The 17752-nt window shown below is 45.3% G+C and carries 11 protein-coding genes; 10 read left to right on the top strand and 1 reads right to left on the bottom strand.

What is annotated here, in order from left to right; all coding sequences use genetic code 11:
• The 9 genes from H5300_RS08655 to tldD all read left to right on the top strand — a co-directional run.
• A partial coding sequence (locus H5300_RS08655) for a DUF6701 domain-containing protein (protein WP_405055135.1) occupies window positions 1–1735 on the top strand: 1735 nt, incomplete at its 5' end.
• A 150-nt stretch (window positions 1736–1885) separates the two neighbouring features.
• Window positions 1886–2929 (top strand): rod shape-determining protein, encoded by a 1044-nt coding sequence (locus H5300_RS08650; RefSeq protein ID WP_004735928.1) that lies wholly within the window; start codon window positions 1886–1888, stop codon window positions 2927–2929.
• Window positions 2930–3023: 94 nt separating this feature from the next.
• The gene (mreC, locus tag H5300_RS08645; protein ID WP_004735927.1) at window positions 3024–3911 is read left to right on the top strand and encodes a rod shape-determining protein MreC; all 888 of its coding nucleotides are present in this window, start codon (window positions 3024–3026) and stop codon (window positions 3909–3911) included.
• Window positions 3901–4389, top strand: coding sequence for a rod shape-determining protein MreD (gene mreD, locus H5300_RS08640; protein WP_004735926.1), 489 nt, complete (start codon window positions 3901–3903; stop codon window positions 4387–4389). The genes mreC and mreD overlap by 11 nt, the downstream gene beginning before the upstream one ends.
• 7 nt (window positions 4390–4396) lie before the next feature.
• A complete protein-coding gene (locus H5300_RS08635) occupies window positions 4397–5083 on the top strand; it encodes a nucleoside triphosphate pyrophosphatase (RefSeq protein ID WP_102441779.1) in 687 nt (228 codons plus the stop codon).
• A gap of 20 nt (window positions 5084–5103) precedes the next feature.
• Window positions 5104–6573 (top strand): ribonuclease G, encoded by a 1470-nt coding sequence (gene rng, locus H5300_RS08630; protein WP_004735923.1) that lies wholly within the window; start codon window positions 5104–5106, stop codon window positions 6571–6573.
• Window positions 6574–6583: 10 nt separating this feature from the next.
• Window positions 6584–10453 (top strand): YhdP family protein, encoded by a 3870-nt coding sequence (locus tag H5300_RS08625; protein ID WP_182795784.1) that lies wholly within the window; start codon window positions 6584–6586, stop codon window positions 10451–10453.
• A gap of 75 nt (window positions 10454–10528) precedes the next feature.
• On the top strand, window positions 10529–11341 hold the full coding sequence (locus H5300_RS08620) for a carbon-nitrogen hydrolase family protein (RefSeq protein ID WP_004735921.1): 813 nt from the start codon (window positions 10529–10531) through the stop codon (window positions 11339–11341).
• Between the two features lie 19 nt (window positions 11342–11360).
• On the top strand, window positions 11361–12806 hold the full coding sequence (tldD, locus tag H5300_RS08615) for a metalloprotease TldD (protein ID WP_004735920.1): 1446 nt from the start codon (window positions 11361–11363) through the stop codon (window positions 12804–12806).
• A gap of 177 nt (window positions 12807–12983) precedes the next feature.
• Here tldD and H5300_RS08610 read toward each other — a convergent pair whose 3' ends face one another.
• Entirely contained in the window at window positions 12984–14363 is a 1380-nt protein-coding gene (locus H5300_RS08610; RefSeq protein ID WP_004735919.1) for a PhoH family protein, read from the bottom strand.
• A 466-nt stretch (window positions 14364–14829) separates the two neighbouring features.
• Between H5300_RS08610 and rapA the strand changes: the two genes are divergently transcribed.
• Entirely contained in the window at window positions 14830–17739 is a 2910-nt protein-coding gene (rapA, locus tag H5300_RS08605) for an RNA polymerase-associated protein RapA (protein ID WP_017080869.1), read from the top strand.
• Window positions 17740–17752 lie beyond the last annotated feature (13 nt).

Genomic DNA, 17752 nt, shown 5'->3' with positions numbered 1-17752 from the left:
TGGTTTTAGTCGCGCCAAAAATATTAATTTTTCAATTCATTATGATGACCCAACGAGTTCTGAAAGTTATTTTAACGAGCAACCTGTTGTAGTGGAGTTTAAAGATGCCCTTGGCCACTGGAACGAATATGAAGTTGAAAATTCAGTAACAACAATTCCGGTGTGGTTTGAAGGTACAGGGATCGCTGACTTTAAATTGAACTACCCAGAAGCTGGGCTGGTTAGCTTGAATGCTTCCTACAATAATGGGGGAGCAATTGGTACGGACTCGTTTGTAAGCTTCCCTTATGAGCTTTCTTCTTACGTCTCGGTTGACGGGAATAGCTCTGTTGGTTCTTGTGAGGCCCCCCTAATTTGCAATGGTTTCGTAGCTGCTGGAGAAGCGTTTACTTACAATATCCAAGCCCTTACTTGGTCAGATCAAAACTCAATCCCAAGTATTCTCAAGAACTACCGTACAGATGTTTCCGAAAAAGTTAGCTTGACGGCTAACGTGAAATACCCTTCTGGTAATGCAAACCACACTCCAACAGTATCTTTATCTGAAACAGAGTATGAACATGTCTTAACGGCCAATGGAAACATGGAGGTTTCTCAAACAGTGGATGAGGTGGGGGTATTTGAGCTAGTTGCAACTCCACCAACAGAGTACCTCGGTAGTCATAGTTTTGTTATCCAACCAGCTGTTTTAAACAATGTAGGGCGATTTTTCCCCGCTTATTTAAAAATGATAAAGGTATCATCTCAATGGAAGTACATGGCAGACCATGATGATTTTGCTTATATGAGCCAACCTATCGGGCACCATTTGCAAGTTCAAGCTCAAAGCATGAGTGGATCTCCGACATATAATTATGGCTTGTTTGATGATGGTTTGATTTCAGATTTATCTTATTTAGCACGGACCTCAAGTGACGATATGTCCAATCGAGTTCTAGCTGGAGTGAATTGGAATGGTGGACATTGGGGGGATAAATCGGACTGGAATTTGAGTAATGAAGGGGTCGTAGATACCTCCAAGCTTGCATTATCTTTCTCTGATTTTAGTTTTGAAAAGATAGTCACCAACATCAATCCATATACATCAATTTCTGATGGTCCCTTCAATTTGGATAATAGTGAATTTGGATTGGAAATAACCACTAAGGTTGATGATGTTCAATTTAAGGTCGAAGACTTCGATGGGAGTATTTCATTCAATGATGAAGCACTTTTTGATGAACAGCCTGATTTTAGATATGGCCGAATGACCCTTGATGATATTGGTGGCAATTCTGGTACTACTTTGACGATTCCACTGCGTGCTGAGTTCTGGGATGGCAGCGAGTTTGTTATTAACGAAGATGATGATCGTAGCACCTTCAATAGCTCAAATACTTGTAAACAAGTTATTTGGCACAGTGAAGGGGCGACAACCACTTTAGCTTCACTCAACGGTAGTGGAAATGTGGATGATGGAGAAGAAGAAGTAACAGCGAATCAAAATACGCCTTCTGGTACAGATGTGCCACGTGAGCAGGTACGATTGTGGTTAAGAATGGATGCGTCGACACCACTGGCTAAATCTGGCGAGAATCCTGTTGCATGCTCAGGCAGCGATCAAGATCAGCCATGGCTGCGCTACAACTGGAGACAGCTAGGTGATGAAGATCCATCCACCGTTGTCACATTCGGTATCTATCGCGGTAACGATCGTGTGATCTACCGAGGTGAAAGTGGTTTAACAGGTCAGTAAAAATATAATTTTTGCCCCTTAAGTTAGGAATCTGTAAGAAATTGCGGGTTTCAGTCCATGTTTATACTTCAATGCCTTGCCGTGACAGCAAGGCATTGGTACATTTAGTGCAATTTTTGTCTTCTAATTCTTGCAGGATGAGCGAAGAATATGTTTAAAAAACTTCGTGGCATGTTTTCAAACGACCTATCGATTGATTTAGGTACAGCCAATACCCTTATATATGTAAAAGGCCAAGGCATTGTTCTTGATGAGCCTTCCGTTGTCGCTATTCGCCAAGATCGTACGGGGTCTGCAAAGAGTGTAGCTGCTGTTGGTCACGCTGCTAAGCAAATGCTTGGTCGTACGCCTGGTAACATTTCAGCGATCCGTCCAATGAAAGACGGTGTAATTGCTGACTTTTACGTAACCGAAAAAATGCTTCAGCACTTTATTAAGCAAGTGCATGACAACAGTGTGCTTAAACCAAGCCCTCGTGTTTTGGTTTGTGTACCTTGTGGTTCAACTCAGGTTGAGCGTCGTGCTATCCGTGAATCAGCATTAGGTGCTGGTGCTCGTGAGGTTTACCTAATCGATGAGCCTATGGCTGCTGCGATTGGTGCTGGCCTACGTGTATCTGAGCCAACGGGTTCAATGGTTGTTGATATCGGTGGTGGTACGACTGAAGTTGCGGTTATCTCACTTAACGGTGTGGTTTACTCGTCTTCTGTACGTATCGGTGGTGACCGTTTTGATGAAGCGATCATCAACTACGTTCGTCGTAATTACGGTAGCTTGATCGGTGAAGCGACAGCAGAGAAGATAAAACACGAAATCGGTTCAGCTTACCCTGGCGATGAAGTCGATGAGATCGAAGTACGTGGTCGTAACCTTGCTGAAGGTGTACCTCGTAGCTTTAGCCTGAACTCAAACGAAATTCTTGAAGCACTTCAAGAGCCGCTATCTGGCATCGTATCTGCAGTGATGGTTGCACTAGAACAGTGTCCGCCAGAGCTTGCTTCTGATATCTCAGAAAACGGTATGGTACTGACAGGTGGTGGTGCACTGCTTAAAGACCTTGATCGTCTGCTAACAGAAGAAACGGGTATCCCTGTTGTTGTGGCAGAAGAGCCATTAACGTGTGTTGCTCTAGGTGGCGGTAAAGCTCTAGAGATGATCGACATGCACGGCGGCGACCTGTTCAGCGAAGAATAATATCTAGTGTTAGGCTCTTTTCTTATCTAGTTTTATGTAAAGAGCCTAGGACCTTGTCTATAGGATCAAATGTAGCTCTAGGACCAAATATAGAATGAAGCCAATTTTTGGTAGAGGTCCCTCTCTACAATTGCGCCTGTTTTTTGCTGTAATTTTATCAGCCAGCCTTATGCTGGCTGATAGTCGTTTAGATGCTTTCTCAAATGTCCGCTATCTATTGAACAGCATGGTTGCACCTATTCAATATGCAGCCAACTTACCTCGTACTATGTTCGATGGTGTCTACGATCGTTTTAGTACTCGTAAAGGCCTTATCGAATCCAACCATAATATTAAACGAGAAGTCTTGCGTCTGAAGAGCGAGCTGATTCTGCTTGAGCAATACCAAGAAGAAAACAAGCGCCTCCGTAAGCTGTTAGGATCTCCGTTTATCCGTGATGAAAAGAAAGTCGTCACTGAAGTTATGGCGGTAGACACTTCACCATATCGTCATCAAGTTGTGATCGACAAAGGTCAGATTGATGGGGTGTATGAAGGACAACCGGTGATCAACGAAAAAGGCATTGTCGGCCAAGTGACTTTTGTTGCTGCTCACAATAGTCGTGTCCTGTTACTGACTGACGCAAACAACGCAATTCCTGTTCAGGTTATTCGCAACGATATTCGAGTGATCGCTTCGGGCAATGGCATGATTGATGAGATCCAGCTAGAGCACATTCCAACCAGTACCGATATACAAGAAGAAGATCTATTGGTGACATCTGGACTCGGTGGAGTATATCCAGAAGGTTATCCAGTTGCCTACGTTACTGCCGTTGATTACGACCCGAAACGTGAGTTTGCCGTTATCAAAGCGGAGCCTGTGGTTGAGTTCGATAAGCTCAGATACTTGCTGCTAGTATGGCCTGATGAAAACAAACAGATGCAAGCGGATCAATCCAGCATAGAACAAGCATTGTTAGAGGGCGAAGATGGCCAATAGCGTTTTAAGAAGCAAGGTAGTCATTGGCTGCTCATTTTTAGTAGCCCTTATTCTGCAAACGATTCCTTGGCCTGGTAGTTTGGATCTATTTAGACCATCTTGGCTGCTACTGGTTACCTGTTACTGGGTTTTGGCTCTACCTCACCGTGTTAACGTGGGTAGCGCTTTGATTCTTGGCTTATTGTGGGATCTATTGATAGGCTCGACGTTAGGTATTAGAGGCATGATGATGGCAATCGTTATGTACATTATTGCGATGAATTTCCTAGTCATTCGTAATATGGCGCTATGGCAACAAGCGATGATTATTGCTGCGTTAACGGTATTGTTTGAGGTGTTGATCTTCTTTGGTGAATATTTGATCCAAGATGTCGTTTTCAATCCATTATCGTTATGGAGCGCATTGATAAACTGTATACTTTGGCCTTGGATGTTTCTATTAATGAGACGCGTACGTCGTCATTGGCATGTAAGGTAGAGTGACAATGGAAAAGAAGCATTTAGTTTTGGCATCCGGTTCACCACGCCGCAAAGAACTGCTATCTCAACTTGGTTATGAGTTTTCTGTCCTTGTAACTGATGTTGAAGAGTGTAAACACGCTCAAGAAACTGCCGAAGAATACGTTAAGCGACTATCTTTAGATAAAGCTTTAGCTGCGTTGTCTTTATTGAAAGATAACCCTTCTGAAAAGCAGCATGTCGTTCCTAGTTCTGATAATGTAGTTTCTAGTGTTGATAATGTAGCTGTTGGCTCAGGCATCGTAGCTCTTGACTCTGATGCTATTTCTCTTGATTCTGAAACAGTCGTTCTTGGTTCTGACACCGTCGTCGTAAGCCAAGGGCAAGTGCTCGAGAAACCCACCGATTTTGCCGACTCTAAGCGCATGCTTACTCAGTTAGCAAACGAGCGTCACCAAGTGATGACGGCGGTTTCTGTGGTTTCAGAAAAAAAACAAAAAACAGAAATCATTATTACCGACGTATGGTTTAAACCCCTCAGTGAACAAGAAATAGAACAATACTGGCAAACAGGGGAGCCATGCGATAAAGCCGGTAGCTATGGGATCCAAGGTTTGGGTGGGCGCTTTGTTACCCGAATCGAAGGTAGTTATTACGCCGTTGTCGGCTTGCCTTTATATGAAACGGACCAGCTACTGCAAGAATTCTTATAATTACTAATCTGAGGTGCACCATGAGTGCTGAATTGTTGCTGAACGTGACCCCGAGTGAAACTCGCGTGGCCATGATTGAAGGGGGGGCTCTTCAAGAGATCCATGTCGAACGAGATGCTCGACGCGGTATCGTAGGAAATATCTATAAAGGACGTGTAAGCCGTGTTCTTCCGGGAATGCAGGCGGCTTTTGTGGATATAGGCCTTGAGAAAGCAGCTTTTCTACACGCCTCTGATATTGTTCCACACACTGAATGTGTCGCTGAAAACGAAAAGAAGCAATTTCAGGTTCGTGACATCTCTGAGCTTGTTCGCCAAGGACAAGACATTGTGGTTCAAGTCGTCAAAGATCCTCTTGGTACCAAAGGTGCCCGCTTAACGACTGATATTACTTTACCGTCTCGTTATTTGGTCTTTATGCCGGGCGCAAGCCATGTGGGCGTATCTCAACGAATCGACAGTGAGTCTGAACGTAACCGCCTTAAAAAAGTGGTGTCTCGTTACTGTGACGAACACGGTGGCTTTATTATCCGTACTGCAGCTGAAGGCGCAGACTCGAATGAGTTGGCACAAGATGCGGCATTCTTGAAGCGATTATGGCTAAAAGTGTTAGAACGCCGTGGTAAACACAAAGCTCGTACTCGTCTATACGGTGAACTTTGCCTAAGTCAGCGTATCTTACGTGACTTTGTGGGTACTGAGCTGAGCCGAATCCAGGTCGATTCGCGTTTAGAATATGAAAACCTAAAAGAATTTACTTCTGAGTACGTGCCTGAGCTGACTGAAAAGCTTGAGTTGTATGAAGGCGACAAGCCTATCTTTGATATGTACGATACCGAGAACGAAGTTCAACGCTCTTTGGATCGTAAAGTCGAATTGAAGTCTGGTGGGTATCTGATTATCGACCAAACGGAAGCGATGACGACAGTCGACATCAACACCGGTGCCTTTGTCGGTCGTCGTAATCTAGAAGAGACGATTTTCAACACCAACGTAGAAGCGACGCAAGCTATTGCTCGTCAGCTGCGTTTGCGTAACTTAGGTGGCATCATCATTATCGACTTTATCGATATGCTGTCTGAGGAACATCGTAAGCGAGTACTAACTTCTTTAGAGGCGGCGCTAGACAAAGATCGTGTGAAAACCAATATCAATGGCTTCACACAGCTTGGCTTGGTTGAGATGACGCGTAAACGTACTCGTGAAAGTATTGAGCATATTCTGTGTTCGAGTTGTCCTGCCTGTGAAGGGCGTGGCAGTGTGAAGACAGTTGAAACCGTTTGTTATGAAATCCTTCGAGAGATCACACGAGTGAATCGTGCGTATGACGCTGATAAGTTTGTGGTCTATGCGGCAGCTGCCGTTGCCGAAGCGCTAGAGGGCGATGAGTCACATGCGCTTGCGGAGCTTGAAGTGTTTATTGGTAAACAAGTTAAAATCCAAGCTGAGCCTCTGTACATACAAGAGCAGTTTGATGTTGTTATGATGTAATGGATATTTTGTGAGTTCAAGCGTTACTCTGATTCTTCGTGCATGTCTATGGTTAGTGGTTACTCTCTTAGTAACGCTAGCCATTGCTGTTACTACACTGCGTGTAGCCTTACCCAATTTAAATAAGTATCAATCTGAAATTGAGCTTTGGGTAAACCAACATTCCGGTTTTGAGTTTTCTATTCAAGATGTGGGCGGTTTTTGGCGTAACACTCACCCTTCTATTGCTCTACAAGGCGTTAAAGCCAGCCTCCCAAATGCGGAAGATGTGACCTTCTCTGTTGAGCGTGTTGAAGTCGAGTTTGACTTGATTCAATCGCTCGTTCAGATGCGTCCAGTTGTGGCCGATCTGGTCATGAATCAAATGTATCTTGATATTCGCTCAATTGATCTGTTTGCTGGAAACGGTACAGACGAACCTAAAGATCCCGGTTCTTCGAAGCGTGTGATGAAAGAGCTGGATAATTTACTATTGAAAACTTTGGTGGATGTGACCGCTAAAGACTCTTCACTTCTCTATCGCTCAGTTTCGGGCGAAGATCGTCAGCTCGATATCGACATTTTAAAATGGCAAAACACAGATAAACATCACCTTGCAGAAGGGGTTGTTAGCATTAAAGACGCCAATCTTAACTCGTTGTCAGTAAGTGCTAACTTTATCGATGGTGGCTCATTAACCGATGTAACCGGTGAGTTCTATGTGAGTGCAGATAACATCTCGGTTAAACCATGGCTAACCCGTTACATGCAGGCTGAGTCTGGTGTTGAAACCGGTACAGTGAGTTTGAATAGCTGGCTGACCTTGAGAAACAGCAAACCAGTGAGTGCGTATGTTGAGGTGTTACCTTCTGAATTGACTTGGAACGAAGATGGCCAACATGATCTGATGCTTGAGTCAGGGGTCTTTAAGTTGTCTCCAATTGATGATGGATGGCAAGTGAATGGTCACTCACTTAATCTCAGAACGGATGATAGGCCTTGGCCTGAGTTAGATGTTGCCTTCAAGTGGAATAAAGGCCCGTGGGAACTTAATGTTTCTGAACTTGATGTAGAAACTATTACTCCGTTAATCAAGTTGCTGCCAGATTCTGCGCAATCAACCAAAATGATCAATTCGTTGAAGCCTGGTGGCTCCGTTTCTGATATTCGGGTCTCAATGGATTCTGGCATCGAAAGCTTACGTTATTCAGCGAGTTTTAGTGATCTTGCCATCGAGCAATGGGAATTAGTCCCGGGCTTTAGCCAAGTATCAGGCAGTGTGTTTGGCTCGGCTTCGGAAGCGAAAGCCAGCTTATATGTTATTGATGATGTGTTTCCTTATGGTGATGTTTTCCAAGCGCCTCTGAATATCAAACAAGGTCAGGTTGACATTGTTTGGCAGCAAGATGAAAACGGTTGGAAGCTTTGGTCCGATAAAATCACAGCAGCCACGCCAGATTTACAAGTGCTAGGCGCATTTCGCTTGGACTTTCCAAAGGATGCTAGCCCATTCTTATCCTTCTACGGCGAAGCTGATGCTTACAATGTCGGCGAAACATGGCGTTACTTACCGACATTAGCGCTTGGCCAAGATTTAACTGATTACCTTTCTACTGCGATTCAAGCCGGTAAAGCCGACACTGTTAAGTTACTTTGGCATGGTGAATTAGCCCAGTACCCCTACACCAACCACGATGGCATTTTCCAAGTTTGGGTTGGCTTAGAGGACGCTAAGTTCAGCTTTGATACTGCCTGGCCCCTGATTACCGATCTACAACTTGATCTGTTGTTTGAAAATGATGCGATGCATTTAGATTCTCGTTCCGCTCAATTGATGGATGTGACGGCAGACCGAATCACAGGACGCATTCCTTATTTAGGGGAAGGCGGCCATATTGAAATTGAAGCTAAAGCGACGGCGTCAGGTAATGCGGTTCGTGATTACATGACGGCTTCACCATTGGTTGATTCTGTGGGTGCCGCCTTAACGGCGCTGCAAGTGAGTGGTGATGTATCGTCTGAATTCCAACTCAATATTCCTTTTGATTCCGAAAAAGAACCAAGAGCGTGGGGTTATGCTGATCTCAAAGATAACCATGTAGAGATTGAAGCGCCGCCGATGGTGCTTGAAAATACCACTGGGCGTATTGAATTTGATAATGATGTGATTACGGCCAACGGTCTCGCTGCCGATTTATTAAAGCAAGGTATTTCCGTTGACTTTAAAGGGCTCAACGATGGGCCTGGATATGCTGTTGATATTGATGTGTTGGGCGATTGGGATGTTAAGCCTCTAGAGCCTTATGTTGGTGAACAGTGGTTGAGCCGCTTGTCAGGTCATGCGCAATGGCAAAGCCAGATTGATATTCAACTTAATGACATCGGGTTTACTTACCAATTAGATTTACAGTCAGATCTTAAATACTTGGCGAGTGATTACCCGTATCCATTGGCGAAAAAATCACTAGAAAGTGGTTCTGCAAGGCTTCAAGCCTCGGGCAACCAAGAGTCGATTACCGCGCGTCTGCAACTGCCGAACACAAAATACCAAGCTGAGATTGATATTACCGGCGATGTTCCCGAGTTAACGGCGACCAACTTAGTGCTGGGTCGTGGTGGCTATAAAATTAGCCCTGTCGTTGGGCATCATGCGTTGATTCGTACGGATAAATTTAATGCTGATGATTGGTTATCAGTGGTGATGGAGCCAGTGCAACCGTCAGATGCAATACTTAGCCAAATTAACACGCCAACCATTCCAGCGCCAAGCCGTATTACCTTTGAGAGTAAAGAGCTGATCTTAGGTGGTATTTCTTGGAATGATGTCGACTTTAGCGCCCGCAAGAACAAACAAGCGTGGCAAATGGAAGTGTCTAGTCAAGAGATCGAAGGAGATATTAATTATCTGCCTCCTTACGACTTAACCGTTTCTCTGGATCGCCTGCATCTGTTTGTTCCTGAATGGAGCGATAAGAAAAACCAAGAGCAACTACTTCAACGTAAAGAACAAGAAGCACCATTGATCTCTAAGCTAGATAGAGAGATTTATGATGCGATGCCTAACCTGAAGTTAACGCTGAACGATTTTTGGCTACAAGGCTATAAGGTCGGTACCGTCGATGTTGAGTTGACTAGGCAAGACGATCGGCTTGAGTGGAACAAGATTCAAGTTCGAAGCGGGAGCAATAAAGCCGACGTGAGTGGCTGGTGGGCACTGAATGGTGACAAGAGTCATTCATCGCTAACCGTTGATATTGAAGGTGAAAATAATAGCGAGCTCATGGAGCGCTTCGGCATTACATCCGGAATTCAAAAAGCACCATTCGAGTTAGAAGGCCAACTGAACTGGGATGGTTCGCCATGGGGGATCAAAATGGATACCCTTGATGGCAACGTTAAAACCAAGTTTGGTAAAGGTATCATCTCGGATGTCAGTGGTGCGGCTCGATTACTGGGGTTGTTTAGCCTAGATTCGATTATTCGTAAGATGCAGCTCGATTTCTCTGATGTGTTTGATAAAGGCATGGCATTCAATAGCATCACAGGAACCGGCAAGATTCAAAATGGTATCTTCCTGACGAACGATCTGAACATGGATGCGGTCGCAGGTGAGATGAAAATCAAAGGAATCGCTAACCTCAACACGCGCTTGGTCGATGCTGAGGTGAACTTTACTCCTGATATTACCTCGGGTATTCCAGTATTAACGGCCTTTGCGGTAACGCCTCAAACGGCGTTGTATGTATTGGCGGTGACTACGGTTATATCGCCGGTGGTTGAAGTCTTTACTCAAGTGAATTACTCGGTAAAAGGCCCATTGGATTCACCTACGGTAAGTGAGCTTTCTCGTAGTTCTGGCGAGTTCCAGCTACCCGAAAAATTGAGAAAATTAGCTGAGTAGTTGATAACAAGCCCATCGGTGAATATACGGTCAAATGCCGATTTCTGAATCATAATGAATAGAGGAGCGAGACACATGGATAGTGTTGGGTTGATTCAAATGACATCTGGCCCTAACCCTGAATTGAACCTTGCTTACCTTGCTCAAGAAGTAGCAAAGTGCAAAGCGTTGGGGGCGAAGTGGGTTGTGTGCCCTGAAAACGCGTTAGTTTTTGGTAGTAAAGCCGACTATCACCAGTATGCTGAGCCTCTAAGTGATGGCCCACTACAACAGAAATTATTTGAGTTAGCTAAGCTTCACCGAATGTGGATCGTTGTTGGTAGTATGCCGATAAGCACAACTGAAGGCGTGACCACTACAACCCTAGTGATTGATGACTTTGGGTGCCTAGTGACTCATTACGATAAGCTACACATGTTTGATGTGGATGTCGCCGATGCGCACAAGTGCTATCGAGAGTCGGATATTTTCACGCCGGGTGAGCGAGTTGTGACGACGGAAACGCCTTTTGGTCGCTTAGGTTTGAGTATTTGTTATGATGTGCGCTTTCCTCACTTGTATTCAGAGTTACGCAAGCAAGGTGCACAAATCATAGTGGTACCAGCAGCGTTTACGGCAGTAACGGGTCAAGCGCATTGGGAAGCATTATTAAGATGCCGCGCGATCGAAACACAATCGTGGATTGTCGCGGTGGGGCAAGGGGGGAAACATCCTTGTCAAAGAGAAACATGGGGACACTCAATGGTGGTTGATCCATGGGGACGAGTGGTCGCACAGCTAGACCAAGATCCTAAAAGTATGGTGGTTGAGATAGACACATCCAGTTGCGAATCAATTAGGCAAAATATGCCAATCGCGCAACACTCTCGATTTACCAATCAATTTTAATTACAAACAAGAGCCATTTATGAGCATTAATCAAATTGAAGAAGCGCTACTGAACCCAACAGGGCTGACGGAGCAAAATATCGCAGATACATTGGCGAGCATTGCTACCCGCCAAATTGATTATGCTGATATCTACTTTCAGTCAAGCTGGCACGAGTCATTAGTGCTAGAAGACAGCATTATTAAAGACGGCTCTTTCAATATCGATTGTGGTCTTGGTGTACGAGCAGTCTCTGGTGAAAAAACTGGTTTTGCTTACTCTGACCAAATCCAATTGGATGGCCTTAAACAGAGTGCAATCGCGGCTCGCGGTATCGCTAAGCAAGGCCAAAACGGCAAGGTACAAGCTTTCAAGCGCAACTCTAACCAAGCTTACTATGACGCGGTAAACCCGCTAGCAAGCTGGGAAAAGCAGCAAAAGACAGAATTGCTTAAAGCGCTTGATGCTTACATTCGTACTAAAGAGCCGATGGTAACTGAAGTATCGGTAAGCTTAAGTGGTGTACATGAGCAGATGCTGGTTGCGGCAACTGATGGTACTTTCGCTGGTGATATTCGCCCGCTGGTTCGCTTGTCTATTAGCGTGCTTGCTCAGAAAGGCGATCGTCGTGAACGTGGCAGTGCTGGTGGCGGTGGTCGTTTTGGTTACGACTTCTTCTTAAGTGATGCAAATGGTTCTCAGGTTGCTTATCAATTTGCTGATGAAGCAATCCGCCAAGCGTTAGTTAACCTTGAAGCAGTTGCTGCACCTGCTGGTGCAATGCCTGTCGTTCTTGGTTCGGGTTGGCCGGGCGTTCTTCTACATGAAGCGGTAGGCCACGGTTTAGAAGGTGACTTCAACCGTAAAGAGTCTTCAGTATTTTCTGGCAAAGTGGGCGAGCAAGTCACATCAAGCCTATGTACGATTGTTGATGACGGTACATTAACGGATCTACGTGGTTCATTGAACGTCGATGATGAAGGCGTTAATGGCCAGTACAACACGCTAATCGAAAACGGCATCCTAAAAGGTTACATGCAAGATAAGCTTAATGCTCGTCTAATGGGTGTAGCGCCTACAGGTAATGGTCGTCGTGAGTCTTATGCACACCTTCCTATGCCGCGCATGACCAACACTTACATGCTGCCAGGTGAGCATACTCCTGAAGAGATTATCTCGACGGTTGAAAGAGGCATCTACGCCCCGAACTTTGGTGGCGGTCAGGTGGATATTACTTCTGGTAAGTTTGTGTTCTCCGCTTCTGAAGCGTACATGATTGAAAACGGTAAGATCACTCACCCAGTGAAAGGTGCAACGCTAATCGGTTCGGGTATCGAAGCGATGCAGCAAGTGTCTATGGTGGGTAACGACCTAAGCCTTGACCGTGGTGTTGGTGTGTGTGGTAAAGCTGGCCAAAGCGTACCAGTCGGTGTTGGTCAACCAACATTGAAACTAGACTCGTTAACGGTTGGTGGTACTGAGTAATTCAGACCAACTTCAGCAAATTTGTGATAGCAAGCTAGTTGAAATTACAGTTGCAGTTAAAGCTAAAGCTAAAAGCTAAAAGCTAAAAGCGCCTCCAATGTGAGGCGCTTTTTTGTTTCTGGGCTTTCTGTCTCTGGGCTTTTCAGTTTCTGGAGTTCGATTGACTAAACAGAACCGTTACATGTTCTCTTCAGCAAACTCGGCCAGTCGACTTCGTACCACACCATTGAGGTGAATATTGGCACTGCCTTCGAAGTCTTTAAAACGCTCGACCATGTAGGTTAAGCCTGAAGTTACAGGGGTTAAGTAGGATGAATCTATCTGAGCTAGGTTTCCTGAACAGACGATCTTGGTGCCTTCACCACAACGGGTGATGATGGTTTTGATTTGTGAAGCAGTGAGGTTTTGACACTCATCCAAAAGGACAAAGGCATTTTGGATTGAGCGACCACGCATGAAGTTAATCGATTTGAACTGGATATTGGCTTTGTCACAGATGTACTTCATCGATCCTTCGGTGCAGTGATCGTTCTTGTGCAGAGCTTCCAGTGTATCGGTCACTGCCGCTAACCAAGGCAGCATTTTTTCTTCCTCGGTGCCGGGAAGGAACCCAATCGACTCACCGATATCGGGCGTGTTTCGGGTTACGATGATCTTATCGAATTGTTTACGCTCTATGGTTTGTTCAAGTGCGGCAGCCATGGCTAACAGTGTTTTACCACTACCTGCAGCGCCCGTTAGAATCACCAGATCGATATCAGGGTCGAGCAGTGCATCAATCGCCATCCCTTGATAGACATTCTTAGGTGTAATGTCCCATGTCTTGCGGTTCATTAACCTTTCTCGACTGAGATCTCTGAGCGTAATGCGTTCGGCCTCAATCTCTTCTACACGACCAGCAAAGTCACTTTCTTCGTCAATCACATATTGGTTGAGGAAGGTTGGATCGAAAGGTGCTCTCGCTAGGGTGTGCAGCGTTTTTCCGCCTAAACTTCTACTCTCGACGTTATCGACGCCATCCCAGAATGAGCCTTCGAGTTGTTGAAAGCCTTTAGTGAGGTATTGGATGTCATCAATCAATTGGTCGGTTTGATAGTCTTCAACAAAGCGGACCCCAGCGCCTTTGGCTCGTAAGCGCATGTTGATGTCTTTAGTGATAAGAACCACTTCGCGTGGCGCGCGTTTGTTTTGAAGGTAGAGGACTGCGTTGAGGATTCGGTTATCGCCTGCCTTGTCATCGGCGAACGCTTTGATGCTTTCTTGAAGTTCGTAATCAGCGAGTATTGAAATACTGCCAGATGCGTTTATGTCTTTAGAAAAAGGAATGCCTTCCGATATTTGGTCTGGTGTGGCTTCCCTGAACAAGTCTTCGAGCGTTCGAATCGCAATTCTCGCATCTCGAGCAACGTCTCTTTTACTGTCTTTGATTCTGTCGAGTTCTTCTAGCACGGTCATGGGGATAACGACATCGTGCTCTTGGAAAGAAAATATAGCGAAGGGTTCGTGAAGTAGGATATTAGTGTCTAAAACAAATAGCTTCCGGTTGGTCTCGCCCATAGCATCTCCTTGCCGACGTGCGGCTTGCCTTGCATTCATTGAACGTAGATAAAGCTCATATAAAGATTAGTATCTCATTCCGGTGATAGTCAACTACTCACCTAAACTTCATCTAGAGAAATATCGCCATATCGTTGTGAATGAATATGGCGTATTCGTTTGAGAGCAGCAATCTGCTACCTATAGATTACCCATGATTTTTTGACAGTTTGATTGCACTGGCGAAAACAGAAAAAAAGTATGAAATCATCTCCTTTAGGCGTGACCTAAATCACAGCATCGAGTAAGATTAGCGACCTTTTTCTGCACCATTTTCTCGAGATATTTATTATTAAGAGCGCACTTAAAAAGTGGCTGCAAACTAGGCATCTTTAGCTATATTTTTAGTTCAAGCGCGATAACGCTCTTGTTTAAAACTGCAGTTAACATGACCAAATTCCAACTATAAGATTGAGGTAGTCGATTCATGACATTTGCTTTGGGGCAACGCTGGATAAGCGATACGGAGAGCGATTTAGGTTTAGGTACCGTTGTAGCAATGGATGCTCGAACAGTGACAGTAATGTTTGCAGCATCAGAAGAGAATCGTGTCTATGCACGCACTGATGCTCCCGTAACCCGAGTAACGTTTAATGTTGGCGATGTCATCGAATGCCAAGAAGGTTGGTCTCTAACTGTCGAAGAAGTTATCGAAGATAAAGGGCTACTGACTTATTTGGGCACTCGTGAAGACACTCAAGAGACAGAGGTGACTCTGCGTGAAATATTCTTAAGCAACCAGATCCGCTTTAACAAACCACAAGATAAGCTGTACGCAGGTCAAATCGACCGTATGGATAACTTTGTGCTGCGTTACCGCGCGTTAAGCAATCAATACCAACAACATAAGAGCCCGATGCGTGGCTTGTGTGGTATGCGCGCTGGTTTGATTCCTCATCAGTTGTACATTGCTCATGAAGTAGGTCGTCGTCACGCACCGCGCGTTTTACTGGCTGATGAAGTGGGTCTAGGTAAAACCATTGAAGCAGGCATGATCATTCACCAACAGGTGTTGTCTGGCCGTGCTGAACGCATTCTGATTGTGGTACCTGAAACTCTGCAACACCAATGGTTAGTAGAGATGATGCGCCGTTTCAACCTGCACTTCTCTATCTTTGACGAAGAGCGTTGTATTGAAGCCTTCGCGGAGTCAGATAACCCATTTGATACTCAGCAATACGTTCTGTGTTCACTGGACTTCCTACGTAAGAGCCGTAAGCGCTACGAGCAAGCACTTGAAGGTGAGTGGGATTTGTTGGTTGTCGATGAAGCGCACCACCTTGAGTGGAGCCAAGACAAACCGAGCCGCGAATACCAAGTGGTTGAAGGGTTAGCTGAAAACACATCTGGCGTACTACTACTGACAGCGACCCCTGAACAGCTGGGTCGTGAGAGCCACTTTGCGCGTCTGCGTCTGCTTGACCCTGATCGCTTCTACGATTACGAAGCATTCGTGGAAGAAGAAGACCAATACGCCCCTGTCGCTGATGCAGTAACGGCATTGTTCTCTGGCGTGAAGCTTGAAAACAGCGCGAAGAATCAGATCACTGAGCTTCTATCTGAACAAGATGTTGAGCCTCTATTCCGCGTTATCGAGGGCGATAGCAGCGAAGAAGAGCAAGCGTTAGCTCGCCAAGAACTGATTGATAATCTTATGGATCGCCATGGTACAGGTCGTGTTCTTTTCAGAAACACACGTGCTGCAATCAAAGGCTTCCCTAAGCGCAATGTAAACTTACTGCCGATGGATATCCCAACGCAGTACACAACCTCTATGCGTGTATCAGGCATGATCGGTGGCAAAATGGCTCCCGAAGCTCGTGCGATGAAGATGCTGTACCCAGAAGAGATCTTCCAAGAGTTTGAAGGTGAAGATTCAAGCTGGTGGCAGTTCGATTCACGTGTGAACTGGTTGATTGAAAAGATCCAAGATAAGCGCAGCGAAAAGATCCTAGTGATCGCCTCTCGTGCGAGTACTGCTCTTCAATTAGAGCAAGCACTGCGTGAGCGTGAAGGTGTGCGTGCAACCGTATTCCACGAAGGCATGTCAATTCTAGAGCGTGATAAAGCCGCGGCTTACTTTGCTCAAGAAGAGGGTGGTGCTCAGGTTCTTATCTGTAGCGAAATCGGCTCTGAAGGTCGTAACTTCCAGTTTGCGAACCAGTTAGTGATGTTCGATTTGCCATTCAACCCAGACTTGCTTGAGCAACGTATTGGTCGTTTGGACCGTATCGGTCAGCTGCGTGATATCGACATTCATGTTCCTTACCTAAAAGGCACATCGCAAGCGATTCTAGCGCGTTGGTTCGATGAAGGTCTGAATGCATTTGCGGAAACTTGTCCAACGGGTCGCACAGTTTACGACAAGTACTCTGATGTTCTTATTGAGATGTTGGCTTCTGGTAACACCGAACAACTTGATGAAGTGATTGAAGAGTCAGCGAAGCTAAACCAAAGCCTGAAATCGGATCTAGAAAAAGGCCGAGATCGCCTACTAGAAATGCACTCAAATGGTGGCGAAAAAGCGCATGAGATTGCAGAAAAGATCGCGTCGACTGACGGTGATACTAATCTAGTGTCTTTTGCACTGAGCCTGTTCGATACCATTGGTTTGAACCAAGACGATAAGGGTGAAAATGCGCTAGTTGTAACGCCATCTGAGCACATGATGGTTCCAAGCTACCCAGGCCTACCTTATGAAGGTGCAACCATCACGTTTGATCGTGAAACTGCGCTGTCTCGAGAAGACATGAACTTCATTAGCTGGGAACACCCAATGATTCAGGGCGGTATTGATCTGCTCTTGAGCGAAGGTGTCGGTGCATCAGCAGTTTCGCTACTGAAAAACAAAGCGCTACCTGTTGGTACTATCTTGCTTGAACTGGTTTACCTTGTTGATGCACAAGCGCCAAAGCGCAGCGGTATCAGCCAGTTCTTACCTAAGACGCCGATTCGTTTGATGATGGATGGTCGTGGTAACGATTTATCTGCTCAGGTTGAATTCGATAGCTTTAACCGTCAACTAAGCCCGGTAAACCGTCATTTAGCGAGCAAGCTAGTGAACTCGGTACAAGGTGAGATTCACAAGCTAATCGAAGCCGGTGAGACGCATGTACTGCCGAAGGTTGAAGAAGTTCGTCAGCAAGCTCAGAAAGATATGCAAACCAACTTGAACGGTGAGTTAGAACGTCTACAAGCGCTTAAAGCGGTTAACCCTAACATTCGTGATGAAGAGCTAGAGGTTATCGAAGCTCAAATCAATGAACTGACGGGTTACATCAGTAAAGCTCAGGTTCAGCTGGATTCGTTACGCTTGATTGTGGTTTCTCACAACTAAGCCAGAACTCGAA

Origin of the sequence: Vibrio sp. SG41-7 (genome assembly GCF_014164465.1) — a bacterium.
GTDB lineage: Bacteria > Pseudomonadota > Gammaproteobacteria > Enterobacterales > Vibrionaceae > Vibrio > Vibrio splendidus.
Note: the sequence above shows the minus strand (reverse complement) of the source record. Positions and strands in the feature narration are given on the sequence as shown.